Genomic DNA, 25,865 nt, shown 5'->3' on the forward strand with positions numbered 1-25,865 from the left:
ACGTCGGGATCATGGTAAGCGCTTCGTAAACGAAACTGCCGCAGCGGCCTGTCGTTTACCGGATGTTTACCTTGCCGCAATTCGAAACCAAGCAAAACAATGGCTTGACGATGAGCTGCCGGCTTTTGCTGCGATGACGACGCCGTCCGGCCGGAATCCTGCAATGCGGCCTTCACACGGCTCGAGTCGTGGCGAATGGAGGCGAAAGCATGCGGCGTTTTGGGGGTCTTGTTCACGCGATCGGCGGGTTTGCCGGAGATCGCAGCGGAAATTTGGCGGTTCTGTTCGGCATGGTCGCGTCGGTGCTGGCGCTTGGCGTCGGCTTTGCCGTCAATGTTTCCCAGCTCTACAACGCCAAGTCGAGCTTGCAGGGCGTCGTCGATGCGGCGGTGACCTCGACGGCACGCGACCTGACCACCGGCGTCATCACGGAGGCCGACGCCAACACGTCGGTGAAGGCGTTTCTCGATGCCAACAGCCGAGCGGGCATCCTGCAGACGGATCGGATCGTCCTCGACAAATTGACCGTCGACAAAATCGCCAAGACGGTTCAGGCGGAGATCCATGTCGATCTTGGCCTCTATTTTCCAATCTTCGGCATGGGCGACATGAAGCGCATTGCCGCATCGACGACGGCAATCTATTCGGACAAGACGATCGAAGTGGCGATGATGCTCGACGTCACAGGTTCAATGGCCGGCCAGAAAATAATCGACCTGAGGACGGCCGCAGCGAACGCGGTCGACAGCTTCCTGGGCGGTCAGGACCCCGCCAACCCCCGAGTGCGAGTCTCCATCGTGCCCTACGCCAATTCGGTGAATGCCGGCGCGCTTGCCGGCAGCAGCGTCTACGTCGAAGCCTCGACCAGCCAGCGCAAGCAGGCGCCCGGCAATGGCGCTATACAGTATGTCTCCGGCTTAACGCGTCCGGACAATTGCGCCACCGAGCGCAAGGGCACCTATCAATATTCGGATGTGGGTCCCGACATCAGCATGGTCAATCGCGATTACCTGTTGTCGTTCTTCGCCTGGCCGACCGGCACGGCTGCCTGCCCGGTCGCCGCGTTGAAGCCGCTGACGGCGGACGCCGCGGCGCTCAAGAACGTCATCAAGAGCTTTGTCGCATCGGGCGGCACCGCGGGCCATATCGGCGTGCAGTGGATCTGGTACATGCTTTCGGAAAACTGGGGCAGTGTGATGAACGCGTCGCAGCGGCCAGCCAAGGCAGATCCGAAAAAGGTCGCCAAAATCGCGATCCTGATGACCGACGGCGAGTTCAACCTGTCCTATTTCGATGCCAGCACTGTTGGTGAGGTCTACAATGATGCCGGCAAGGAACCGACCCGCACGGCAGCCAAGACGCTCTGCACCGCCATGCGCGACAAGGGCATCGAAATCTTCACCATCGGTTTCGATCTCAACGAGGAGAATGCCCAGGCGACACTGCAGAATTGCGCGAGCCCGGATACCGCCAAGATCAAGCACTTCTATCAGGCCGCCAACGGGGCGGAACTCAACCAGGCTTTCCAGGACATAGCGCGCAACATCGAAATCCTGGCATTGACCAAATAGAGGGCATTGAGCAGACAGCATCCGGACAAGGAAAAGGCCGCCGCTTCTTTCGAAGCCGGCGGCCTTCCGTGTTTCCGTCCATGGCGCGGCTCATGGCAGCGACGTGACTTAAAATGCTGGAGCGTCCTTTGCGCGTCCAAAGGACGCGCCGCGCTCCAGGCGTCGCCAGCCGCGCATCTCGCGCCTTAACGGGAAGACTGCTTCCCGAAAGTGCAATCCGCTGAGGCCACGTTCTGGAAAACGAAATCACTCGACATCGGATCACCTCCTTTCGATTTGTTGAACACGCCCTCATGATGGGGTGTCGATCTGCAAATGGCAAGCCGCCATCGCGAATGCGGTGCGCGTTTGCCGCTAACTGCTTGCGGCTATCCGATCGGACAGGCAATGTCGCTGTCGGACCCGCCAGGGGATGAACAGGAGGGACGGGGATGGAGGCAGCCGACAGAGCCGCACGGATCATTCGAACGGTTATCGAGACGTTGAAGCCGGGTTTCGCGGTCAAGCTGTGGAACGGCGAGCGGATCGGCCCCGCCACCGGCCCCGTGGTCACCATCAACGACCAGGACATCGTCTGGCAGGTGATGCGCCGGCCCAACCTCTCGACGCTGATCGAAATGTGGATTTCCAAGACCATCGACGTGGAAGACGGGTCGCTGTTCGATTTCTACGCTCTGCCTGCGCAGGGCAAGCTCAGGACGAAGCTCAAGTCGTTGCCCAAGCTCGCGGTCCTGCGCGACCTGCCGGCCGTGCTGTTTTCGCGAAAGCAGATGACGGCGCGGACCAACCTTTCCGGGCGCAACCCCTTCGTCAGCGGGTCGAACAGGCAAGCAATCCAGCACCACTACGACATTTCGAACGCCTTCTACCGGCTCTTCCTCGACGAACGCATGGTCTATAGCTGCGGCTATTTCACCGACTTCGCCAATGGCATCGACCAGGCGCAGAAAGACAAACTCGACCATATCTGCCGCAAGCTCCGGCTGAAGCCCGGCGAAAAGCTGCTCGACATCGGCTGCGGCTGGGGAGCCATGCTCATCCATGCCGCGAAAAATTACGGCGTCGTCGGCCATGGCGTCTCGCTGTCGGAAGCCCAGACCCAGCTCGCCCGCGAGCGCATCCGTGCGGAGGGACTGGAGGATCGCATCACCATCGAGATAAAGTCCTATGCCGAGCTGTCCGGCTCCTTCGACAAGATCTCGTCGATCGGCATGTTCGAGCATCTCGGGCTGGCCAACCACGCCGCCTATTTCTCGACCATTCGTCGCCTGCTCAAGCCGGGCGGCATCTATCTGCACCACGCCATCACCCGGCGCGACAAGGGCAGCATCAAGAAGACCTTGCGCAAAGGCCCGGAATTCAAGGCGCTGATCAAATACATCTTTCCCGGCGGTGAGCTCGACACGATCGGCATGACGCTCGGCAATCTCGAAGCGCACGGCTTTCTCGTCTACGATGTCGAGAATTTGCGTGAGCACTACGCCCGCACCTGCCGTCTGTGGGCCGAGCGCCTCCACGCACGCTTCGACGAGGCGATCGCCGAGGTCGGTGAAGCCAAGGCGCGCCTCTGGCTGCTTTATCTCACCGGCTGTTCGATCACTTTCGAACGCGCCTCGGCGCAGATATTCCAGACCGTCGTCACCAAGCGCGCGCGAGGCCCGAGCGGCCTGCCGCCGACGCGGGCGGACCTTTATCGGGGATAAGGTTGCGGCCGATCCTGGAAGACGGATTGGAGGGCGTCGCCACCCACGCCTTCGTCATGCTCGGGTCTGCGCGGCATCGCTTCGCTCCTTGCTTCGCCCAGGATGACGAAGACACGAAGGCCTTTGCCAAACCTCTTGGACGAGGAGCTACAGGAACCGCATGGTTGCACCGATCTCAACTCGCGCTGGCCGGTCAACCGTGCAATAGACGCCGAAATTGTGCGCGTTGTGGCGGACCAGATTGCGCAGGATCGCCGCATCGTGGTCGAAGCCGTCCTGGGCGATGATGGTGAAGCCGCAGCGCCGGCATGGTTCGGAAATGGTCAGCAGCAGATCGCCGATCGCCAGCTTGCGTCCGATCCATTCCGTCTCCGGGAATGATCCCTCGATCGCCGCCACGTCGACGACGATGTTGGGGCGGAAGCGGCGCGGGTCGGCGACGCCTTCCGGATGCAACGCCTTCAGGCGCGCCAGCGAAGCGGTGGTCAAGAGGTGGATGGGCGCCTTGCGGTAACGCTCGGCGGTCAGAAGGCCGGCGTAGTCCGGCGCATCTTTCTGGCGAAACGGCCGGATCGAGGCCGCGAAGCCGAGAAAGGCGGAAACGGCCCCGTCACATTCGACTCCGGGCGCTGGCAGCCAATCACCCTGCGGTGTAGCAATCTCGAGTTGGCGGGCTTGCGACAACCGGGCCCGAATGAGCGGCACCTTGTGCCATTTCGCCTCGCGGTCAGGCCGCGCGATCTCACCGTCAGAGGCGTCGACAAGGCCGAACAGGCGGTCGCCGTCGATGGTTTCAGGGCCGACGGAGATCACATCCCGGCGTTCGCCGGCGAGCGAACTCGCCGGATAGCGCCAGAGCTCGCTGACAGTGCCGATCTGCGTCAAAGCCTGCATCAGGCCCGCTTGTTCTGCCGGTTGGCGATGAGGTCGTCGACGACCGCCGGGTCGGCCAGCGTCGAGGTATCGCCGAGTGCGGCAAAATCGTCCTCGGCGATCTTGCGCAGAATGCGACGCATAATCTTGCCAGAGCGAGTTTTCGGCAGGCCCGGAGCGAATTGGATCTTGTCGGGCGTGGCGATGGCGCCGATGTCCTTGCGGACGTGGGCGACAAGTTCCTTGCGCAACGCCTCGTTCGGCTTTTCGCCAGCCATCAATGTGACGTAGCAGTAGATGCCCTGGCCCTTGATGTCGTGCGGATAGCCGACGACTGCGGCTTCGGAGACTTTCTCGTGCGAGACCAGCGCGGATTCGACCTCGGCCGTGCCCATGCGGTGGCCGGAGACGTTGATGACGTCGTCGACGCGACCGGTGATCCAGTAATAGCCGTCGGCGTCGCGGCGGCAGCCGTCGCCGGTAAAATACTTGCCCTTATAAGTGGAAAAATAGGTCTGCACGAAGCGCTCGTGATCGCCATAGACAGTGCGCATCTGGCCCGGCCACGAATCGGCGATGCAGAGGTTGCCGCTGGCAACGCCTTCCAGCACCTTGCCGTCGCCGTCGACCAGTTGCGGCTTGACGCCGAAGAACGGCTGCGTCGCGGAACCCGCCTTGAGCGGGGTGGCGCCGGGCAGCGGCGTGATCAGGATGCCGCCGGTCTCGGTCTGCCACCACGTGTCGACGATCGGCACCTTGCCGTTGCCGACGACGTTGAAATACCACTCCCAGGCTTCCGGATTGATCGGCTCGCCGACCGTACCGAGCACGCGCAGCGATTTGCGCGAGGTTTTGGTGACATGGGCGTCGCCGGCGCCCATCAGGGCGCGCAAAGCCGTCGGCGCGGTGTAGAAAATGTTGACCTTGTGCTTGTCGATGACCTCCCAGAAGCGGGATTGCGAGGGATAGTTCGGCACGCCTTCGAACATCAGCGTGGTGGCGCCGTTGGCGAGCGGCCCGTAGACGATATAGCTGTGGCCGGTGACCCAGCCGACATCGGCGGTGCACCAGTAGATATCGCCGTCATGGTAGTCGAAGACATATTGGTGGGTCATCGAGACATAGACGAGATAGCCGGCCGTGGTGTGCAGCACGCCCTTCGGCTTGCCGGTCGAGCCTGATGTGTAGAGGATGAACAAAGGGTCCTCGGCCTTCATCTTCTCCGGCTTGCACTCCGCCTTCACCGAAGCGATCTCGTCGTGGTACCAGACGTCGCGCCCCGGAGCCCAGCCAACCTTGCCGCCGGTGCGGCGCACGACGACGACCTTGTTGACCATCACGAAATTCTTCGCGGCGATGTCGATCGCCTTGTCGGTGTTGTCTTTCAACGGAATCGGCTTGCCGCCGCGCAGGCCTTCATCGGTGGTGATGACGAAAGTCGATTCGCAGTCGACGATGCGGCCGGCCAATGCATCCGGCGAGAAGCCGCCAAAGACCACCGAATGGATGGCGCCGATGCGTGTGCAGGCAAGCATCGCGTAGGCCGTTTCAGGGATCATCGGCATGTAGATGGTAACGCGGTCGCCCTTCTTGACGCCGTGCTTCTTCATCACATTGGCAAGCCGGCAGACATGCTCGTAAAGCTCGCTATAGGTGATCTTCCTGTCGTCGTAGGGATTGTCGCCTTCCCAGATGATGGCAATCTGATCGCCGCGCTTCTTCAGATGCCGGTCGATGCAGTTCCAGGAAACATTGGTCTCGCCGTCCTCGAACCATTTGATCGAGACCTTGCCGTTGAAGGAGGTGTTCTTGACCTTGCTGTAGGGCTTGAACCAGTCGATGCGCTTGCCGTGCTTGCCCCAGAACTTGTCCGGGTTCTTCACGCTGTCGGCGTACCATTTCAAATAAGTGTCATTATCGATCAGCGCATTCTTCTTCCACGCCGGCTGGACGCGATGGACATGAATCTCGGACATTTTTCCATTCCCTCCCAAGACCAACTGCCAGCTTGCTCGCCGAGCAGCATCGTGGCGCAGCGGCCGCGAATTCGCGCGCATTATTAACAGTTCTGCGGTGACGGCAACATTAGACGTTGGATTCGCGCGGCGGGATGCCGCAGACGTCGTTCTCGCCGCTATCAGCACTCGACTACGATCGCTGCTAACCACATGTTTTTGCGTCGTAGACGATTAAGCAAATTGCGCGCACAATTTCAAACTGGGAGGAAAGGAGAATCAACCAGGGGACCGCGATGCGTGACCATTCCGAGATGGACCTGATGCTCAAGGGCTACGGCTTGACCACGGCCAAGATTCTTTATCACTTTCCCGATCACCCGCATCTGCTGCAGAGTTTTATCTGGCAGGACTACGATATCGCCCCGAAATTTCCGGTGCTGATCCGGTTCATCGAGTTCTGGCAGGCCAAGCTCGATGGTCCACTGCATTCGGTGAGCTATACCCACCAGAAGCTGATCGCGCCCAATGAGTGGCGGAAGCTCGACGGCGAGTTCGTGCTGCATTAGGCAACGGCGCAGGACGTTAGCTGGCAGTGTCTGCTGAGGGCGGCGCTTTACGGCGCCCCCCTCTGTCGGGGAGATGTCCGGCAGGACAGAGGGGGGCGCTGTCCCGCGGCCTGTCGGCCCGCGCGCAATTAAACCGCGGGCGGGCTGAGCCGGGCAAAACCCTCCTGCCGGCGATAGGGGAAATACGGATAGGCTGCGGTCACTGCGCTTGCCGCGTCGAGCTTCTTGATCTGGTCTGATGTCAATGACCAACCGACTGCACCGAGGTTCTGGCGCAGCTGTTCCTCGGTGCGCGCGCCGATGATGACAGAGGCGACGGTCGGCCGCTGCAGCAACCAGTTGATGGCGATCTGCGGCACGGTCTTGCCGGTTTCCCTGGCCACGGCTTCGAGCGCATCGACAACCCTGTAGAGCAACTCGTCTTCGACCGGCGGCCCGAAGCTTGCGGTGTCGTGCAGCCGGCTTTTTTCCGGCAGTGGCTCGCCGCGGCGGATCTTGCCGGTCAGGCGGCCCCAGCCGAGCGGGCTCCACACCAGCGCGCCAACGCCCTGGTCGAGGCCGAGCGGCATCAACTCCCATTCATAGTCGCGCCCGACCAGCGAGTAATAGACCTGATGGGCGACGTAGCGCGGGTAGCCGTGCTTGTCCGCCAGGCCAAGCGATTTCATCACTTGCCAGCCGGAAAAGTTGGAGACGCCGACATAGCGCAGCTTGCCGGCGCGCACGAGACTGTCCAGCGTCAACAGCACCTCCTCGATCGGCGTTGCGGCGTCGAAAGCATGCAGCTGCAGCAGGTCGATGTAATCGGTGCCGAGCCGCTTGAGCGCGTCCTCGACCGAATTGATGAGGCGCGAACGGGAGGAGCCGGCATCATTGGGTCCGTCGCCCATCGGCAGCGAGGTCTTGGTCGAAATCAGCACGGCATCGCGGCGGCCCTTGATCGCCGCGCCGAGCACTTCCTCGGAGGCGCCGTTCGAATAGACGTCGGCGGTGTCGAACAGGTTGACGCCGGCCTCCAGGCAGATGTCGACCAGCCGCCGCGCTTCTGTCGCATCGCTGTTGCCCCATGCGCCGAACAGCGGCCCCGAACCGCCGAAGGTTCCAGCGCCGAACGAGAGCGCCGGGACCTTCAGGCCCGAGGCGCCAAGACGTCGATAATCCATCTTTTTCTCCTGTGATGTCCAAGGGGTTCGTCGGGTTGCTACGAGCGGGCAGATGCCGGTTCTCCAAGCGTCGGGCGATCGAGGCGCAGCGCCAACGCCGCAACGGCGAGCGCCGAGAGCGGCAGCAGGGCGGCGACCCAGGTGACGGCGCCAAGGCACGGGGCCATGGGCGATGACCATGCCGCCGAGCCAGGCGCCGGCGGCGTTGCCGAGGTTGAAGGCGGCGATGTTGAAGGACGAGGCGAGGCTCTGGCCGGCGCCTTCAGCCTTTTCCAGCACCCACATCTGCAGCGGCGCTACAGTGGCGAAGGCGGCGGTGCCGAGCAGGCCGACATAGATCACGGCCATCGCCTGGTTGTGCAGGGCGAAGGTCATCGTGCCGAGCACCAGCGCCAGCACAACGAGACTGCCGAGGACAGAAGGCACCAGCCAGCGGTCGGCGAACTTGCCGCCGGCGAGATTGCCGGCGATGAGGCCGCCGCCGAAAACAAGCAGGATCGGCGACACCGCTGCTTCCGAAAAACCGGTGATCTCGGTCAGCAAGGGGGCGATATAGGTGAAGACGGCGAAGACGCCGGCATAGCCAAGCACGGTGGTGGCGAAGCCAAGCAGAACCGGCGCGCGGCCGAGCACGACGAGATCGCTGCGCAGGTCGCTCTTTTCCAGCGCTGCCGGGCTGCGCGGCACCAGCAGGAGAATGATGGCGAAGGCGACGATGCCGACCAGGGTTACCGCCCAGAAGGTCGCACGCCAGCCGAAGGCCTGGCCGAGCCAGGTGCCGAAGGGCACGCCGAGGATGTTGGCGATGGTCAGGCCGGTGAACATCAGGGCGATCGCGGAGGCCTTCCTGTTGGGAGCCACCAGCCCGGTCGCAACCACCGAACCAACGCCGAAGAAGGTGCCGTGGGCGAAGGCGGCGAGCACGCGGGCAGCCATCAGCGTCCAGTAGTCGGGGGCCAGCGCGCAGGCGAGGTTGCCCAGCGTGAAGATCGCCATCAGCGCCAGAAGCACGGTCTTGCGCGGCCAGCGGCCGGTGACGATCGTCAGCAGCGGCGCGCCGATGACGACGCCCAGCGCATAGCCGGAGATCAGCTGGCCGGCGGCCGAGATCGAGACGCCGAGATTGGTGCTGACGTCGAGCAGCAGGCCCATGATGACGAATTCGGTGACACCGATGCCGAACGCACCGGCGGCGAGAGCATAAAGAGCAAGAGGCATCGCGGTTCCCACTTCGATGACAGCAGTTTTGACGACGGGACGCCGTGTCGTCCCACGCCCCGACCCGGAAGATCGTGTTGCCATGTGCTGTGAACCAGCCTTGCGTCGGGCACATTGTCTGTGAAATAGATTCACGAATGGCGAGGCCTGACATCAACCGCTCCGGCGAGATCGAAGTGTTTGTCCGTGTCGTCGAAGCGGGCAGTTTTTCGGCTGCGGCGCGAATGCTGCGGATGACGCCATCGGCGGTGAGCAAGCTGATTGCGCGGCTTGAGGCGCGGCTTGGCGCGCGGCTGATCAGCCGTTCGACGCGCAAGCTGCAACTGACACCGGAGGGCGCGGCCTTCTTCGACAGCGGCGTGCGCATCCTGGCCGACATCGCGGCAGCCGAGCGCGAGGCGGCGGCCGGTGCTGCGCCGCGCGGCCGGCTAAGGGTCAACAGCTACGTGCCGTTCGGGCAGCACCGGCTGATCCCGCTCTTGCCGCGCTTTCTCGAACGCTATCCGGAAATCGCCATCGATCTGGTTTTGACCGACAATGTCATCGACCTGATGGAGGAGCGCGCCGATGTCGCCATCCGCGCCGGGCCGCTCGGCGAATCACGTTTGGTGGCGCGCAAGCTCGGGCAGAGCCGGCTGGTCGTCGTCGCCTCGCCATCGTACATCAGGACGCATGGCGCGCTCCAAATGCCGGCCGATCTCGATCACCACAACCGGATGGGCTTCTGCTTCGTGCGCCACGTCGACGGCTGGCCCTTCGTCGGTGCGGCCGGAGAGGCCTTCATCGTCCCGATCACCGGAAACGCGCTGGTCAGCGACGGCGAGGCGATGCGGCTGATGGCGCTTTCGGGCACTGGCATCGCCCGGCTGGCGCGCTGGCATGTCGAGCCCGACATCGCCGCCGGCCGGCTGGTCCCGCTTCTGGAGGACTTCAACCCCGGCGACGAGGAGCTTACCCACGCTGTTTACGTCGGCCAGGGCAAACATTTGCCGGCGCGAGTGCGGGCCTTTCTCGACTTTCTCGTCGAGACGGTCCGGCTGAGCTAAGCCTAAGGAAGATCGGAGCCAAAAAAAATCGAGAGCCCGCCGGCTCCCGAAATCGAAGATGAGATTGAATTAGTTTTTCGGCGCAAAGGGGGCCGGGCGCCGGCCAGCCGCCTGGCGCTCGATCATCCAGCCCGGATATTCGGATGGCAGCGCGCTGACTTCGTCGAGACGGGCAAGATCGTCGCTGTCGAGCTTCAACTCGGTGGCGGCAAGGTTCTGTTCGAGCTGCTCCATGCGGCTGGCGCCGATGATCACGCTCATCACGAAGGGTTTTGCCAACACATAGCCCAGCGCTACCGTGGCGACGCTGACGCCGTGCTTGCCGGCGATCTCGCGCATGGCGGCGACCACCGCCCAGGCACGGTCTTCATTGACCGGCGGGAAATTGAAGCTGGCGCGGCGGCCCTCGCCATTGCCGGGCGCGCCGGGTCCGTACTTGCCGGAAAGCAGCCCGCCAGCCATCGGCGACCAGACCATCAGCCCAAGCTTCTCCTCGTTGAGCAACGGCACGATCTCGCGCTCCAGATCGCGGCCGGCGATCGAATAGTAGGACTGGACCGTCTCGAAACGGGCAAAGCCCTTGCGTTCGGCGATGCCCAATGCCTTGGCGATGCGCCAGGCCGCCCAGTTCGAGACGCCGACATAGCGGACCTTGCCGCTGGCAACCAGATCGTCGAGCGCCCTGAGTGTCTCGTCGATCGGTGTCACCGCGTCGGTGCCGTGCAACTGATAGAGATCGATATGGTCCAGTTGCAGCCGTTCGAGACTGCCCTCGACCGAATCCATGATGTGGCCGCGCGACGAGCCGCGCTGGTTCGGGCCGTCGCCCATGGCGCTATGGACCTTGGTGGCGATGATCACGTCCTGCCGCTTGATGCCGAGATTCCGCAGCGACTGGCCGAGAAGCCGTTCCGATGCGCCGATGGAATAGACATCGGCCGTGTCGAAGAAATTGATGCCGGCGGCGAGCGAGCGCTGGACGGTCCTGTCGACGCCATCCTGGTCGAGGCTGGCGATCAGGCCCCATTGGTTGTTTTGGTCGGCGGCGCCGAAGGTCATGGTGCCGAGGCAGAGTTCGGAGACGAACATCCCCGTGTTTCCAAGTTGATTGTAACGCATGGTGCGGCTCCGGAAAGTTTTGGAATGACCCGGTCGATATAGGAACGATACGTTTCGTTTCTACTAGTTGGCGTAACGGCCTGGTGATTCTGGACCAAGTTCCGCGACGCGACGATCCGGCGTACTGGGGAACAGGTCAGATTGTCCAAGGATTGAGGACCGTCACCCCGGTATCGTCGAAATCGGCGACGTTGCGCGTAACCAGAATGAGGTCGTGGACAAAAGCTGTGGCGGCGATGAGCGTGTCGGCGCTGCCCAGTGTGCGGCCAGCCGAGATGCGACCCCACGACAGCGCGACGTCTTCAGTAACCGCAAGGATGCGGTCGGCATTGTCGCGCCGAAGCTCTCGCAGCCACAGGTCGAGGCGCGTTGCCCGTGCGGGATCGATCCTGCGCAGCTTGACGATGCCGCGTTCGATCTCGCCGAGCGTGATGACACTGAGATTGACCGATGCCGGATCCACTGAAGCCAGCCACGCGGTAGGCTTGGGCAAGCGTCGCTCCACATCCGAAACGATGTTCGTGTCGAGCAGGTACATCAGAGGTCGATGTCGCGGATCATCGTATCCGAGCGACGGTTGACCTCCTCGGCGAAATCATCATCCCAGACCGGACCGGTCAGGAGATATTCTGCCAGTGACTTCTTTTTTCCCGACAAGCGGTCATAGTCTTCGGCAGAAAGCACCACTGCCGCGCGCTCGCCACGCAGGGTCACCGTCTGCGGTCCCTCGCTTCGCGCGCGCTGAACCACTTTGGAAAAGTTGTTTTTCGCATCCTGAAGATGCCAGTCCATGGGGGTTGCTCCTAGCTAGCTTGGCTAGGTATAGGCCTGACGCGCCCGACTCTCAAGGCTGATTGCTAAACTACCGCTAAACGAAATGTCCGCTAACGGCTGCCGAAGATTGCCGATCCCACCCTGACACTTGTCGCGCCGAAGGCGATCGCGGTTTCGTAGTCGCCGGACATGCCCATCGAGAGCTTTTCGAGCCCGGCCGCAAGCGCAAGCTTCTCAACCAGCGCGAAGTGCGGACCGGGATTCTCGTCGGCCGGCGGGATGCACATCAGGCCTTCGATTGCGAGGCCATGGACCTCGCGGCAGCGCGTAACAAAGGGTACGGCTTCGCGCGGCTCGATGCCGGCCTTTTGCGGTTCCGAGCCGGTGTTGACCTCAACGTAGAGTTTTGGCGACCGGCCTTGTCTGGCGATTTCCTTGGCGAGTTCGGCTGCGATCTTCTCGCGATCGACCGTCTCGATGACATCGAACAGCGCGACAGCTTCCTTCGCCTTGTTCGATTGCAGCGGCCCGATCAGATGCAACTCGATGTCGGGGAAAGCTTGCTTCAGCGCCGGCCATTTGGCTTGTGCTTCCTGGACGCGGTTCTCGCCGAAGACGCGCTGCCCGGCCTCGATGACCGGGCGGATATCGCTGGCGCTAAAAGTCTTCGAGACCGCGACCAGCGTCACCGCGCCGGCTTGCCGCCCTGCCTCGCGCTCGGCGGCGGCGATCTTCGCCTCGACCGAGAAAAACTGTTCGACGGCGCTCGCCATGTCTATATCCTGACTCTGGTTTTTGTCCTGGCCGGAGCGTCGCAGTTGACGGGTCCGGCAATCCATGGTGAACACCGCGACGACATTTCCTGAGCCGCCGGGCATGTCCGGCTGGTCGCGCATGCTTTTTAAGTGAAAAACACCCGATGGCAACCGAACGATACAATCCGCGTGCATCAGAGCCCAAATGGCAGATGGCCTGGGACGCCAGGAAGCTGTTCGAGGCTGACAACGACGACCCGCGCCCGAAATACTACGTGCTCGAGATGTTCCCCTATCCGTCGGGGCGCATCCATATCGGCCATACCCGCAACTACACGATGGGCGACGTGGTGGCGCGCTACAAGCGGGCCAAGGGTTTCAACGTGCTGCACCCGATGGGCTGGGACGCCTTCGGCATGCCGGCCGAGAACGCGGCGATGCAGAACAAGGTCCATCCCAAGGACTGGACCCATCAGAACATCGCCGCCATGCGCGAGCAGCTCAAGGTCATGGGCCTGTCGCTCGACTGGGCACGCGAATTCGCCACCTGCGATGTCGACTATTACCACCGCCAGCAGATGCTGTTCCTCGATTTCGTCGAGAAGGGGCTGGTGACGCGCAAATCCTCCAAAGTCAACTGGGATCCGGAGGACATGACGGTGCTTGCCAACGAGCAGGTCATCGACGGACGCGGCTGGCGCTCGGGCGCGCTGGTCGAACAGCGCGAGCTGACGCAGTGGTTCTTCAAGATCACCGACTATGCGCAGGATCTGCTGGACTCGCTCGAAGGCCTCGACGAGTGGCCGGAAAAAGTGAAGCTGATGCAGGCGAACTGGATCGGCCGCTCGGAAGGCCTGCTGATCCGCTGGCCGCTGGCCGCTCCAGTCGATGGCGAAGATGAGCTGGAGGTCTACACGACGCGGCCCGACACCATCTTCGGCGCCTCCTTCATGGCGGTCGCCGCCGACCATCCGCTGGCCAAAAAGGCCGCCGAGCACAATCCAGCGCTGGCAAAGTTCATCGACGAAGTCCATCACATGGGCACGTCGGTGGCCGCGCTGGAGACGGCCGAGAAGAAGGGCTTCGATACCGGCACCCGTGTCGTCCATCCATTCGATGCGAACTGGACGCTGCCTGTCTATGTCGCCAATTTCGTGCTGATGGAGTACGGCACCGGCGCCATCTTCGGCTGCCCGTCCGGTGACCAGCGCGACCTCGACTTCGCTAACAGATATGGCCTGCCGGTCATTCCGGTGGTGATGCCGGAAGGCGAGAGTCAGGGAAACTTCCAGATCATCGACGAGGCCTATGTCGGCGATGGCGTGATGATCAATTCGCGCTTCCTCGACGGCATGAAGCCTGATCAGGCGTTCGATGAGGTGGCGAAGCTGCTGGAACAAAAGACCATCGGCAATCGGCCGATGGCCGGGCGCAAGGTCAACTTCCGCCTGCGCGACTGGGGCATTTCGCGCCAGCGCTACTGGGGCTGTCCGATCCCGATGATCCACTGCGAGGATTGCGGCGTGGTGCCGGTGCCGAAGGCGGACCTGCCGGTCAGGCTGCCGGACGACATCGAGTTCGACCGGCCGGGCAATCCGCTCGATCGCCATCCGACATGGCGGCATGTCAAATGCCCGCAATGCGGCAAGGATGCACGCCGCGAAACCGATACGATGGACACGTTCGTCGATTCGTCGTGGTATTTCGCGCGCTTCACCGCGCCCTGGGCGAACGACCCAACCGACCCCAAGGCGGCTACCGAATGGCTGCCGGTCGACCAGTATATTGGCGGCGTCGAGCACGCCATTTTGCACCTGCTCTATTCGCGCTTCTTCACCCGCGCCATGCGCGAGACCGGCCATGTCGATCTCGCCGAGCCGTTCAGGGGCCTGTTCACGCAAGGCATGGTAGTGCACGAGACCTATCGGGTCGGCAGTGGCTCGAACGGCCGCTGGCTTGCGCCCAGCGAGGTTCGGCTGGAGGACGTCGACGGCAAGCGCCGCGCCCTCGAAATCGCGACCGGCGAAGAGGCGGTGATCGGCCCGCTCGAAAAAATGTCGAAGTCGAAGAAGAACACGGTGAGCCCGGAAGAGATCACCGACGGCTACGGCGCCGATACCGCGCGCTGGTTCATGCTGTCGGACTCGCCACCCGAGCGTGACGTCGAATGGACCGACGAGGGTGCTGCCGGCGCGCACCGCTTCATCCAGCGCATCTGGCGCCTGGTATCGACGGCTGCCGAATCGCTCGCCGGAATCCAGCCGGCAGCGGCGAAGCAGGGCGAGGCAGGGACTGTTTCCAAGGCCGCGCACAAGGCGTTGAAATCGGTCGGCGAGGATATCGAAAAGCTCGCCTTCAACCGCGCCATCGCCCGCATCTACGAACTCGCCAATGCGCTTACCACGCCGCTCAACGAGGCGGCCGAAGGCAAGGCCGATCCGGCGCTCAAGGCCGCCTGCCGGCAAGCCGTCGATATCCTCGTGCATCTGATTGCGCCAGTGATGCCGCATCTGGCCGAGGAATGCTGGCAGACGCTCGGCGGCACCGATCTGGTCGCCGAACGGCCCTGGCCAGTCTATGAGCCGTCACTTGTCGTCGACAGCGAGATCGTGCTGCCGGTCCAGGTCAACGGCAAGAAGCGCGGCGATTTGACAATTGCCCGCGACGCGGACCAAGGTGCCGTCGAAAAGGCGGTTCTGGCTCTCGACTTCGTGCAGAAAGCGCTCGAAGGCAAAGCGCCGCGCAAGGTGATCATCGTCCCGCAGAGGATCGTCAATGTCGTTGCCTGATCCGAGGAAGACAGAAGTGACGCATTTACTGCGCCGTGCCGCGCTCTATGGCCTGGTCGCTTCGGTTGCGCTGGTTTCGGCCTGCACGGTACGCCCGCTCTATTCGAGCGCGCCGCTGTCGGCCGGTTCGCAAGTTGGCGCTGCCGCCGAACTTGGGTCCATCTCGGTCAAGGCGGTCAACACGCGCTACGCCCAGCAGGTCCGCAACAATCTGATTTTCGCGCTCGGCCAGGGTGCGGGCGAGCCGGCGTCGCCCGCCTATTCGCTCGATCTCGGCGTTACCGAACTTGTTGAATCCGCTGCAACCGTGCAGGTCTCGACCGATGACGACGAGCCAACCGCGGGCACGGTGACGCTCACCGCGAACTATGTGCTGACTGACGCCAAGACCGGCGCGACGATCGCGACCGGCAGGCGCTCGATAGCGTCGTCCTTCGACCGGCCCCGTCAGGAATTTGCCTCCTACCGGGCGCAAATCGACGCCGAGAACCGCGCGGCGCGCGAACTGGCGGACCTGCTGCGCCTGTCGATCGCCCAGGATCTGGTCAAGCACAGCAAGGCGGTGGCGGGTTAGAGCCTTTCCGCCTACCGCCGAGGCCTGACCGCTGGCGTAAAAAAAGGCCGATTGCTCGGCCTTTTTTACGGGAACATGGCGTCTTGATTTCAGCCGATTTTCTGGCCGGTCTTGGCCCAGTCGGCGAGGAACTGCTCCAGGCCCTTGTCGGTCAGCGGGTGCTTGACCAGCGCCTTCAGCGTCGCCGGCGGCGCGGTGATGACGTCGGCGCCGATCAGTGCGGCCTGCTTGACGTGGTTCACCGTGCGCACCGAGGCGGTCAGGATCTCGGTCTGGAAATCATAATTGTCGTAGATGGTGCGGATGTCCGAGATCAGTTCCATGCCATCCCAGCCGCTGTCGTCGATGCGGCCGACGAAGGGCGAGATGAAGGAGGCGCCGGCCTTGGCGGCGAGCAGCGCCTGGGTGGCCGAGAAGCACAGCGTGACATTGACCATGCGGCCGTCCGAGCGGATGTCCTTGCAGGCCCTCAGGCCGTCGAGCGTCAGCGGCACCTTGATGCAGACATTATCGGCGATCCTGGCCAAGATCTTGGCCTCGGCCATCATGTCCTTGTATTCGGTGGCGACGACTTCGGCCGAGACCGGGCCCTTGACGATCTCGCAGATCTCTCTGGTGACGTCGGCGATCTTGCCGCCGGATTTGAGGATCAGCGAAGGATTGGTGGTAACGCCGTCGAGCAGCCCTAGATCGTTCAGTTCACGGATTTCCTTGACATCGGCGGTGTCGACAAAAAATTTCATGACGGTCTCCTGAAGATTTTTTCATGTGCATGTCATGCACCTCTGGGGTCGGACTTTGATCTAGACGAAAGTCGGGGCAAGGTCACGCCTCATGATCGAAGATTCGCCCTTTGTCGCGGCCGCACCGGTGCTGGTGCCGATGCCCGCCGAGCGGCCCTACACCTATGCCGTGCCCGCCGGCATGCGCGTGGTGCCGGGCTCGATCGTGCGCGTGCCGCTCGGACCGCGCCAGGTTGCCGGCATCGTCTGGGACGGCGTTGTCGAGAAGGTCGATGCCAAAAAACTGCGCCCCATCGAGCAGGTCTTCGACTGCCCGCCCATCGACCGCGCTATGCGCCGCTTCGTCGACTGGATCGCGCAATACACGCTGTCGCCGCCCGGCATGGTGACGCGCATGCTGCTGCGGGCGCCGGAAGCCTTCGACCCGGAACCGTGGATCGAAGGGTTGCAACGCACCTTCGCCAAACCCGACCGGATGACGGGTGCGAGAATGCGCGTCCTGGAAACAGCCGAAGGCGGGCTCGCCTGGACGCGGTCCGGACTGGCGCATGCGGCTGGCGTGTCGTCGACCGTCATCGACGGGCTGAAGGCGCAAGGCGTGTTCGAGACGGTCATGATCCCACCGCGACCGGTGGTCGCAGCACCCGATCCGGATTACGCCCAGCCCTCGCTGATGCCGGACCAGAGCGATGCGGCCGAGATGCTGCGCACCAATGTCGCGGCCGGCGCATTCGGCGTCACGCTGCTCGACGGCGTGACCGGATCCGGCAAGACGGAGGTTTATTTCGAAGCGGTGGCGGCGGCGCTCGACCGTGGCAAGCAGGTGCTGATCCTGCTGCCGGAGATCGCGCTGACCCACGCCTTCCTCGAGCGCTTTCAGGAGCGGTTCGGCGCCAAGCCGGCGGAATGGCACTCGGACCTGCCGCCAAGGATGCGCGAACGTGTCTGGCGACAGGTGGCGGAAGGTGGCGTGCGCGTCGTTGCCGGCGCGCGTTCGGCGCTGTTTCTGCCGTTCAGGGAACTCGGGCTGATCGTCGTCGACGAGGAGCATGACCCAGCTTACAAGCAGGAGGACCGCGTCTTCTACAATGCGCGCGACATGGCGGTGGTGCGCGGCCATATCGGCGGCTTTCCGGTCGTGCTCGCCTCGGCGACACCGTCGGTCGAAAGTCGGGTCAATGCGAGCCAAGGCCGCTACAGCAGGGCGGTGCTTTCGGCGCGCTTTGCCGAGGCGGCGCTTCCCGACTTGAAGACGATCGACATGCGCCGCGCCCCGCCGACACGCGGCGGCTTCCTGTCGCCGGTGCTGCTTGGCCACATGCGCCAGACATTGGAGAAAAAGGAACAGTCGCTGCTGTTCCTCAATCGGCGCGGCTATGCTCCGCTGACGCTGTGCCGGGTCTGCGGCCATCGCTTTGGCTGCCCGGTCTGCTCGGCCTGGCTGGTCGAGCACCGCTTTCGCGGCCAGCTCGTCTGCCACCATTGCGGGCACAATGAGCGGCGGCCCGAGGCCTGCCCGGAATGCGGCACGCTCGATCATCTGGTCGCCTGCGGGCCGGGCGTCGAGCGCATCGCCGAAGAGGTCGTCGCGCATTTCCCCGACGCCCGAACCATCGTCCTGTCGTCCGACCTGATGGGCGGCGTGCGGCGGCTGAGGCTGGAGCTTGAAGCCATCGCCAAGGGCGAGGCCGACATCGTCATCGGCACGCAACTCGTCGCCAAGGGTCACAATTTCCCTGACATGACGCTGGTCGGCGTGGTCGACGCCGACCTCGGCCTTGCCAATGGCGATCCGCGCGCCGCCGAGCGCACCTTCCAGCTGCTCAGCCAGGTGACCGGCCGCGCCGGCCGCACCGGCAAGAAGAGCCTTGGCCTGCTGCAGACCTTCCAGCCTGACCACCCGGTGATGCGGGCGATCGTCTCCGGCGACGCCGAGGCTTTTTACGAGCGCGAGATCGCCGAGCGCGAGCGGGCGGGGCTGCCGCCTTTCGGCCGGCTCGCCGGCGTCATCATCAGTGCGGCGACACGAGCGGAAGCGGAGGGCCATGCGCGGGGTTTGCGGCGCGCCGCACCTCAGGCCAGCGACCTGTTCGTGCTCGGTCCGGCCGAGGCGCCGCTGTCACTGATCGGCGGCCGCCATCGCTTTCGCCTGCTGATCCAGGCCGAGCGGCGCGCCGACATGCAGGGGTTCATTCGCGCCATGCTGGCCGACGGACCGAAGCTACGGGGCTCGGTGCGCGTGCAGGTCGACATCGACCCGCAGAGCTTTTTGTGAGGCCGACCGTGCAATTTGGACCGGAGCTGTGAAGAGATGAAAACCCTTGGCCTCATCGGCGGCATGAGTTGGGAATCAACGGCGATCTACTACCGCCTGCTCAACGAGATCGTGCGCGAGCGGCTGGGTGGGCTGCATTCGGCGAAACTGCTGCTGTGGTCGTTCGACTTTGCCGAGATCGCCGAACGGCAGCACGTCGGCGACTGGCAGGGGGCGGCCGTTCTGCTGGTCGAGGCGGCGCGTAAGCTGGAAGCAGCCGGTGCGGAGGGGCTGCTGATCTGCACCAACACCATGCACAAGCTAGCCGATCAGGTGGAGGTAGCGGTGTCGATACCGCTTATCCACATTGCCGATTCAACGGCCGTTGTAGTCCAGCGCGCTGGCGTCAAGCGCCCGGCGCTGCTGGCGACGCGCTTCACCATGGAACAGGATTTCTACAAAGGCCGGCTCACCGACAAATACGGACTTCAACCGGTGGTGCCGGAGCAAGCCGGGCAGGACATGGTTCATCGCGTGATCTACGACGAACTCTGTCAAGGCATCGTCAGCACCGAATCAAAGGCGGCCTACATTGATGAAATCGCTCGCCTGCGGCGCGACGAAAACATCGATGGCATCATCATGGGCTGTACCGAGATCACCATGCTGATCGGCCAGCCGAACTTCGACATTCCGGTCTTCGACACGACGCGCATCCATGCCGAGTCGGCGGTCGAATTCGCGCTGGGCTGATGCGCTTTGCGCAATTCACCGACGCCATCTGGCGCATGTCTCTTGCTTCGCTAGAATGCCCGAAATTTCGAAACAGCCATTTGCGAGGGGACAGTATGGAATTTGCGTTTCCGTGGCCGATGAGCCAGGGCGAATGGCTGGCGTGGTCGAGCGCAGTCGTCACCTTGCTGCTGGGCCTGCTGCTGTTCCTGGCGCCAAGGCTGGGCTTCCGGATTCTCAGGCTGCAGGCCAAGCCTGAGAAGGCGGCGGCGATCGCCGAAGGGCGCGGCAGGATGTCGGGCTTTTATCTCGGCGTCGGCCTCTGCTGCATTCTGCTGGCGCAACCGCTGCTCTACATGGCGCTTGGCTTTTCCTGGCTGTTCACCGCCTTCGGCCGCCTGCTGTCGATGATGTCGGATGGCGCCAACACGCCTTTCAACTGGGCTTCCATCGTGGTGGAACTGGTGCTGGCGGCGCTGCCGCTTGCCTTCGCCTTCGGCTTTGTGCCTTGAATCAAAGGCTAATTCGGGACCGGCGGGCGAACCGCGCCGCCGGATGCGACAATAGTGCCTGAAAACCATGCGGGGCGACGCATTGCGGTCTTAAAATGCCTGTGCTAGACGGCAATCGACTTTCGGCCGGGGATAGCGGAAGGCGCGTCTCCGTGCTTGGAAAAATGCAGTAAGGTCAAAGATTTAGCCAGAGTTTTCGCTCGCGCCAATAATCTGCGGCCTGTCAGACAAGAGAAAAGACGGTCCGTGGCCCAATCGTCATCGCCAATCTCAGGTGTCGCAGAGCGCTATGCGGGTTCGCTGTTCGAGCTCGCGCTCCAGGCGAATTCGGTCGCCCAGGTCGAGGCCGACCTCAACAGTTTCGCGGCGATGCTCGAAGGCAGTGCGGATCTGACCCGCCTGATCAATAGCCCGGTGTTCTCCAGCGAGGACCAGGCCAAGGCCATTGCGGCGATCGCCGACAAGGCAGGGATCACCGGCCTCACCGGCAATTTCCTGCGCGTCGTCGCCCAGAACCGCCGGCTTTTCGCCATCCCCGGCATGATCAAGGCATTCCGCCAGATCGCCGCCGAGCATCGTGGCGAGACCGCCGCTGAAGTGACCTCGGCGCATGCGCTGACCGACGCCCAGCAAACCGAGCTGAAGGCGGCGCTGAAAAGCGTTGCCGGCAAGGATGTCGCGATCACCGTGACCGTCGATCCGTCGCTGCTCGGCGGGCTGGTGGTCAAGATAGGCTCGCGCCAGATCGATACGTCGCTCAAAACCAAACTCAATTCGCTCAAGCTTGCACTGAAAGAGGTCGGCTGATGGACATCCGCGCCGCGGAAATTTCCGCAATTCTGAAAGATCAGATCAAGAATTTCGGCAAGGAGGCCGAGGTCTCCGAAGTCGGCCAGGTTCTGTCCGTCGGTGACGGCATCGCCCGCGTCTATGGCCTCGACAATGTCCAGGCCGGCGAGATGGTCGAGTTCCCCGGCGGCATCCGCGGCATGGCGCTCAATCTCGAAGCTGACAATGTCGGCGTCGTCATCTTCGGCGCCGACCGCGACATCAAGGAAGGCGATATCGTCAAGCGCACCGGCGCCATCGTCGACACGCCGGTCGGCATGGGCCTGCTCGGCCGCGTCGTCGATGCGCTCGGCAACCCGATCGACGGCAAGGGCCCGATCCAGGCGACCGAGCGCAAGCGCGTCGACGTCAAGGCGCCCGGCATCATTCCGCGCAAATCGGTGAACGAGCCGATGTCGACCGGCCTCAAGGCCATCGACGCGCTGATCCCGGTCGGCCGCGGCCAGCGCGAGCTGGTCATCGGCGACCGCCAGACCGGCAAGACCGCGATCATCCTCGACACGATGCTCAACCAGAAATCGGTGCACGAGCACGGCCCGGAGAAGGAAAAGCTCTACTGCGTCTACGTCGCCATCGGCCAGAAGCGCTCGACCGTCGCGCAGTTCGTGAAAGTTCTCGAAGAGCGCGGCGCGCTCGACTACTCGATCATCGTCGCCGCCACCGCGTCCGACCCGGCGCCGATGCAGTACCTGGCGCCGTTCACCGCGTGCACCATGGGCGAATATTTCCGCGACAACGGCATGCACGCGCTGATCTCCTATGACGATCTGTCGAAGCAGGCGGTCGCCTATCGCCAGATGTCGCTGTTGCTGCGCCGCCCGCCTGGCCGTGAAGCCTATCCGGGCGACGTGTTCTACCTGCACTCGCGCCTTCTGGAGCGGGCCGCCAAGCTCAATGACGAAAATGGCGGTGGTTCGCTGACTGCGCTGCCGATCATCGAGACCCAGGCCAACGACGTGTCGGCCTACATCCCGACCAACGTCATCTCTATCACCGACGGCCAGATCTTCCTGGAAACCAATCTGTTCTTCCAGGGCGTCCGCCCGGCGGTCAACGTTGGCCTGTCGGTGTCGCGCGTCGGCTCCTCCGCGCAGATCAAGGCGATGAAGCAGGTCGCCGGCTCGATCAAGGGCGAGCTCGCGCAGTATCGCGAAATGGCGGCCTTCGCCCAGTTCGGCTCCGATCTCGACGCCGCCACGCAGCGCCTGCTCAACCGCGGTGCGCGCCTGACCGAACTCCTGAAGCAGCCGCAATTCTCGCCGCTCAAGGTCGAAGAACAGGTCGCGGTGATCTTCGCCGGCGTCAACGGCTATCTCGACAAGCTGGTAATCGACCAGGTCAGCAAATTCGAGCATGGTTTGCTCAGCCACATGCGCTCGGCCGGCAAGGCGGTGCTCGACGGCATCCGCAAGGAGAAGGCACTGTCGGACGATCTGCGCGCCAAGCTGAAGGCGGAGATCGACACCTTCGCCAAGACCTTTGCTTGAACGAGGCCGGACGGACGGGATCAGGTTTGAAGCATGCCTTCACTAAAAGACCTTCGTAACCGTATCGCCTCGGTCAAGGCGACGCAGAAGATCACCAAGGCGATGCAGATGGTCGCCGCGGCGAAGCTGCGCCGCGCGCAGGAGGCGGCGGAAGCCGCGCGCCCTTATTCGGAGCGCATGGGCGCGGTGCTGGCCAACATCACCCAGGCGATCGGCGGTGGTGGCGAGGCTCCGGCGCTGATGACCGGCACCGGCAAGGACGATGTGCATCTGCTCGTCGTCTGCACCGCCGAGCGTGGTCTATGCGGCGGTTTCAATTCGCAGATCGCACGCCTTGCCCGCGATCACATCCGCAAGCTTTTGGCCGACGGCAAGCAGGTCAAGATCATCTGCGTCGGCAAGAAGGGGTTCGACATCCTGCGTCGCGACTACGCGGCGCTGATCCTCGAGCGCGTCGACTTGCGCGAGGTGAAGACGCTGGGCTTCGTCAATGCCGATGGCATTGCCAAGAAGGTCATCCAGCTCTTCAACGAGGGCGGCTTCGACATCTGCACGCTGTTTTATTCGCAGTTCAAATCGGTGATCAGCCAGATCCCGACAACGCAGCAGATCATCCCGGCAGGCGTGCCATCGGCCGGCGCCGAGACGACGAATGGCGGCAACGCCGTCTATGAATATGAGCCGGAGCCGGGCGAAATCCTTTCCGACCTCATCCCGCGCAACATTTCCGTCCAAGTTTTTCGCGCTCTGCTCGAAAACGCCGCCGGCGAGATGGGCGCCAAGATGAGCGCCATGGACAATGCGACGCGCAATGCCGGCGACATGATCAACAAACTGTCGATCACCTACAATCGCCAGCGGCAGGCGCAGATCACCAAGGAATTGATCGAAATCATTTCGGGCGCCGAGGCGCTCTAGGCGCGCTCCGATGAAGGTCACCGGCCTTCAAGCGGATCGCGTGAGAAACAAAGGACGAGAAGGGTAAAGACGATGGCGAAAGCAGCGACCCCCAAGACGGCGGCTCCGAAGGCCGCCGCGAAGGCAGCGGCACCGGCAGCAGCAGCGAAGGCCGCACCGGCCACGAAGGCGGTCGCGCCCGCCAAGGCCGCCGCATCCAAGGCGCCGAGCGTTTCCATCAAGAAAACCGGCCTTGCCGGCAAGGTCCGCCAGGTCATCGGCGCCGTTGTCGACGTGCAGTTCGGCGAACATCTGCCGGCGATCCTGAACGCGCTGGAGACGGTCAATGTCGGCAACCGCCTGGTGCTCGAGGTCGCCCAGCATCTTGGCGAGAACACCGTGCGCTGCATCGCCATGGATTCGACCGAAGGTCTGGTCCGCGGCCAGGATGTCTATGACACCGGCGCGCCGATCACCGTGCCGGTCGGCCCGGGCATGCTCGGCCGCATCATCAACGTCATCGGCGAGCCGGTCGACGAGGAAGGTCCGGTCGACGGCATCGAGATGCGCGCGATCCACCAACCGGCGCCGTCCTATGTCGAGCAGTCGACGGAAGCGCAGATCCTGGTTACCGGCATCAAGGTTCTCGACCTGCTGGCACCCTACGCCCGTGGCGGCAAGATCGGCCTGTTCGGCGGCGCCGGCGTCGGCAAGACGGTGCTGATCCAGGAACTGATCAACAACGTCGCCAAGGCGCATGGCGGCTTCTCGGTGTTTGCCGGCGTCGGCGAACGCACGCGCGAGGGCAACGATCTCTATCACGAGTTCATCGAGTCCGGCGTCAACAAGAAGGGCGGCGGCGAAGGCTCCAAGGCTGCACTTGTCTTTGGCCAGATGAACGAGCCGCCGGGCGCGCGCGCCCGCGTCGGCCTGACCGGGCTGACGGTTGCCGAATATTTCCGCGACCAGGGCCAGGACGTGCTGTTCTTTGTCGACAACATTTTCCGCTTCACGCAGGCGGGTTCGGAAGTGTCGGCGCTGCTCGGCCGTATTCCTTCGGCCGTGGGCTACCAGCCGACGCTGGCCACCGACATGGGTGCGCTGCAGGAGCGCATCACCACGACGACCAAGGGTTCGATCACCTCAGTGCAGGCGATCTACGTGCCAGCCGACGATCTGACCGACCCGGCGCCGGCGACCTCGTTCGCCCACCTCGACGCGACGACCGTGCTCAACCGTGCGATCTCGGAGAAGGGCATCTACCCGGCTGTCGATCCGCTGGATTCGACCTCGCGCATGCTCGACCCCATCGTGGTCGGCGAGGAGCACTACCAGGTCGCGCGCCAGGTGCAGTCGATCCTCCAGCGCTACAAGTCGCTGCAGGACATCATCGCCATCCTGGGCATGGACGAACTGTCGGAAGAGGACAAGCAGACGGTGGCCCGCGCCCGCAAGATCGAGCGCTTCCTGTCGCAGCCGTTCTTCGTCGCCGAAGTGTTCACGGGTTCGCCGGGCAAGCTGGTCGACCTCGCCGACACCATCAAGGGCTTCAAGGGTCTCTGCAACGGCGACTACGACCATCTTCCGGAAGCCGCCTTCTACATGGTCGGCGGCATCGAAGAAGCGGTCGAGAAGGCACAGCGCCTGGCGGCTGAAGCGGCATAATCAAGCGAATAGCGAATAGGGAGTAGCGAATAGGGGGGATGTGAGCCGAGCGTTTTTTTCTATTCGCTACTCACTACTCGCTATTCGCTAAATTGATCATGGCTGAAGCTTTCCAATTCGAACTGGTCTCGCCGGAACGCCTGCTGGTCTCCGAGCAAGTCGAATCCGTCGTCATTCCGGGCGCCGAAGGCGAAATGACCGTCATGGCCCATCACGCGCCGGTCATGACCACGATCAAGCCCGGCGTCGTCACGGTGAAGACCGCGGAAGGCAAGGCAGAGCGCTACGTGGTGTTCGGCGGCTTTGCCGATATTGTTCCGGCGGGCTGCACGCTGCTCGCAGAATCGGCGGTAGCCGTCGGCGACATCGACCGCGCCGACCTCGCCCGCCGCATCCAGGAAGCCAGGGAAGACGTCGCCGACGCCAAGGACGACGAGACCCGCAGCAAGGCCGAGCAGTTCCTTAGCCAGCTCACCACACTCGAAGGCGCGATTTTGCCGGCATAGAGGACAGGCCATCCCTTAGCCATGCCAAGGCGGAGAGCAGCTCTTGGGATACATGCGATTGGTCGCGCAGAATGAGTGTTCTGCAGCGATCCTTCGCGCCCCCCTCTGTCC

The 25,865-nt window shown here is 63.3% G+C and carries 22 protein-coding genes and 1 pseudogene; 14 read left to right on the forward strand and 9 right to left on the reverse strand.

All coding sequences use genetic code 11. The features are described 5' to 3' along the window. Positions 1-209 precede the first annotated feature (209 nt). Positions 210-1,571 (forward strand): pilus assembly protein TadG-related protein, encoded by a 1,362-nt coding sequence (locus tag AC0L16_RS12715; protein ID WP_473621118.1) that lies wholly within the window; start codon positions 210-212, stop codon positions 1,569-1,571. A 431-nt stretch (positions 1,572-2,002) separates the two neighbouring features. Continuing rightward, on the forward strand, positions 2,003-3,274 hold the full coding sequence (locus AC0L16_RS12720; protein WP_473621119.1) for a class I SAM-dependent methyltransferase: 1,272 nt from the start codon (positions 2,003-2,005) through the stop codon (positions 3,272-3,274). Between the two features lie 147 nt (positions 3,275-3,421). Here the strand turns inward: AC0L16_RS12720 and AC0L16_RS12725 are convergent, their stop codons facing one another. After that, positions 3,422-4,168: an MOSC domain-containing protein gene (locus tag AC0L16_RS12725; RefSeq protein ID WP_473621121.1), complete on the reverse strand. Its 747-nt coding sequence runs from the start codon at positions 4,166-4,168 to the stop codon at positions 3,422-3,424. Beyond that, entirely contained in the window at positions 4,168-6,123 is a 1,956-nt protein-coding gene (gene acs, locus AC0L16_RS12730) for an acetate--CoA ligase (RefSeq protein ID WP_473621122.1), read from the reverse strand. The genes AC0L16_RS12725 and acs overlap by 1 nt, the downstream gene beginning before the upstream one ends. Before the next feature lie 275 nt (positions 6,124-6,398). On the opposite strand from acs, the gene AC0L16_RS12735 reads away from it, so the two are divergent. Continuing rightward, entirely contained in the window at positions 6,399-6,671 is a 273-nt protein-coding gene (locus AC0L16_RS12735; RefSeq protein WP_077380769.1) for an usg protein, read from the forward strand. A 128-nt stretch (positions 6,672-6,799) separates the two neighbouring features. On the opposite strand, the gene AC0L16_RS12740 is transcribed toward AC0L16_RS12735, so the two are convergent. Together AC0L16_RS12740 and AC0L16_RS12745 are read right to left on the reverse strand one after the other, a co-directional pair. After that, positions 6,800-7,834: an aldo/keto reductase gene (locus AC0L16_RS12740; protein ID WP_473621123.1), complete on the reverse strand. Its 1,035-nt coding sequence runs from the start codon at positions 7,832-7,834 to the stop codon at positions 6,800-6,802. A gap of 38 nt (positions 7,835-7,872) precedes the next feature. After that, positions 7,873-9,052: pseudogene (locus tag AC0L16_RS12745) on the reverse strand (MFS transporter). Positions 9,053-9,189: 137 nt separating this feature from the next. On the opposite strand from AC0L16_RS12745, the gene AC0L16_RS12750 reads away from it, so the two are divergent. Further along, positions 9,190-10,098: a LysR family transcriptional regulator gene (locus AC0L16_RS12750; protein ID WP_473621125.1), complete on the forward strand. Its 909-nt coding sequence runs from the start codon at positions 9,190-9,192 to the stop codon at positions 10,096-10,098. Between the two features lie 69 nt (positions 10,099-10,167). Here the strand turns inward: AC0L16_RS12750 and AC0L16_RS12755 are convergent, their stop codons facing one another. From AC0L16_RS12755 to AC0L16_RS12770, 4 genes are all read right to left on the reverse strand, one after another. Next, positions 10,168-11,217, reverse strand: a complete 1,050-nt coding sequence (locus AC0L16_RS12755) for an aldo/keto reductase (RefSeq protein WP_473621126.1) — start codon at positions 11,215-11,217, stop codon at positions 10,168-10,170. Between the two features lie 136 nt (positions 11,218-11,353). Continuing rightward, positions 11,354-11,755 (reverse strand): PIN domain-containing protein, encoded by a 402-nt coding sequence (locus tag AC0L16_RS12760; RefSeq protein ID WP_473621127.1) that lies wholly within the window; start codon positions 11,753-11,755, stop codon positions 11,354-11,356. Then, positions 11,755-12,009: a type II toxin-antitoxin system Phd/YefM family antitoxin gene (locus AC0L16_RS12765; protein ID WP_473621128.1), complete on the reverse strand. Its 255-nt coding sequence runs from the start codon at positions 12,007-12,009 to the stop codon at positions 11,755-11,757. The genes AC0L16_RS12760 and AC0L16_RS12765 overlap by 1 nt, the downstream gene beginning before the upstream one ends. A gap of 92 nt (positions 12,010-12,101) precedes the next feature. Next, positions 12,102-12,764 carry a YggS family pyridoxal phosphate-dependent enzyme gene (locus tag AC0L16_RS12770; RefSeq protein WP_473621129.1) on the reverse strand — a complete coding sequence of 221 codons (663 nt, stop codon included), beginning with the start codon at positions 12,762-12,764 and terminating at the stop codon, positions 12,102-12,104. Positions 12,765-12,910: 146 nt separating this feature from the next. On the opposite strand from AC0L16_RS12770, the gene leuS reads away from it, so the two are divergent. Beyond that, the gene (gene leuS / locus AC0L16_RS12775; protein WP_473621130.1) at positions 12,911-15,535 is read left to right on the forward strand and encodes a leucine--tRNA ligase; all 2,625 of its coding nucleotides are present in this window, start codon (positions 12,911-12,913) and stop codon (positions 15,533-15,535) included. Then, the gene (gene lptE, locus AC0L16_RS12780) at positions 15,522-16,109 is read left to right on the forward strand and encodes an LPS assembly lipoprotein LptE (RefSeq protein ID WP_473621131.1); all 588 of its coding nucleotides are present in this window, start codon (positions 15,522-15,524) and stop codon (positions 16,107-16,109) included. Before leuS ends, lptE begins: the two co-directional genes overlap by 14 nt. 89 nt (positions 16,110-16,198) lie before the next feature. Here lptE and fsa read toward each other — a convergent pair whose 3' ends face one another. Next, entirely contained in the window at positions 16,199-16,852 is a 654-nt protein-coding gene (gene fsa / locus AC0L16_RS12785; RefSeq protein WP_123150477.1) for a fructose-6-phosphate aldolase, read from the reverse strand. A gap of 91 nt (positions 16,853-16,943) precedes the next feature. Between fsa and AC0L16_RS12790 the strand changes: the two genes are divergently transcribed. From AC0L16_RS12790 to AC0L16_RS12825, 8 genes are all read left to right on the forward strand, one after another. Next, on the forward strand, positions 16,944-19,127 hold the full coding sequence (locus AC0L16_RS12790; RefSeq protein WP_473621132.1) for a primosomal protein N': 2,184 nt from the start codon (positions 16,944-16,946) through the stop codon (positions 19,125-19,127). Between the two features lie 36 nt (positions 19,128-19,163). Beyond that, a complete protein-coding gene (locus AC0L16_RS12795) occupies positions 19,164-19,859 on the forward strand; it encodes an aspartate/glutamate racemase family protein (RefSeq protein ID WP_473621133.1) in 696 nt (231 codons plus the stop codon). Positions 19,860-19,954: 95 nt separating this feature from the next. Beyond that, positions 19,955-20,350 (forward strand): AGROH133_08824 family phage infection protein, encoded by a 396-nt coding sequence (locus AC0L16_RS12800; RefSeq protein WP_236374632.1) that lies wholly within the window; start codon positions 19,955-19,957, stop codon positions 20,348-20,350. Between the two features lie 246 nt (positions 20,351-20,596). Continuing rightward, entirely contained in the window at positions 20,597-21,157 is a 561-nt protein-coding gene (locus AC0L16_RS12805; RefSeq protein ID WP_077380756.1) for a F0F1 ATP synthase subunit delta, read from the forward strand. Next, complete coding sequence (gene atpA, locus AC0L16_RS12810) at positions 21,157-22,686, forward strand: F0F1 ATP synthase subunit alpha (protein WP_473621134.1); 1,530 nt, start codon at positions 21,157-21,159, stop codon at positions 22,684-22,686. Before AC0L16_RS12805 ends, atpA begins: the two co-directional genes overlap by 1 nt. 33 nt (positions 22,687-22,719) lie before the next feature. Continuing rightward, the gene (locus AC0L16_RS12815; protein WP_473621136.1) at positions 22,720-23,604 is read left to right on the forward strand and encodes a F0F1 ATP synthase subunit gamma; all 885 of its coding nucleotides are present in this window, start codon (positions 22,720-22,722) and stop codon (positions 23,602-23,604) included. Positions 23,605-23,676: 72 nt separating this feature from the next. Further along, entirely contained in the window at positions 23,677-25,248 is a 1,572-nt protein-coding gene (atpD, locus tag AC0L16_RS12820) for a F0F1 ATP synthase subunit beta (protein ID WP_473621138.1), read from the forward strand. Between the two features lie 98 nt (positions 25,249-25,346). Further along, positions 25,347-25,754, forward strand: a complete 408-nt coding sequence (locus AC0L16_RS12825; protein ID WP_473621139.1) for a F0F1 ATP synthase subunit epsilon — start codon at positions 25,347-25,349, stop codon at positions 25,752-25,754. Positions 25,755-25,865 lie beyond the last annotated feature (111 nt).

It is taken from the genome of Mesorhizobium sp. WSM4848 (assembly GCF_055811375.1).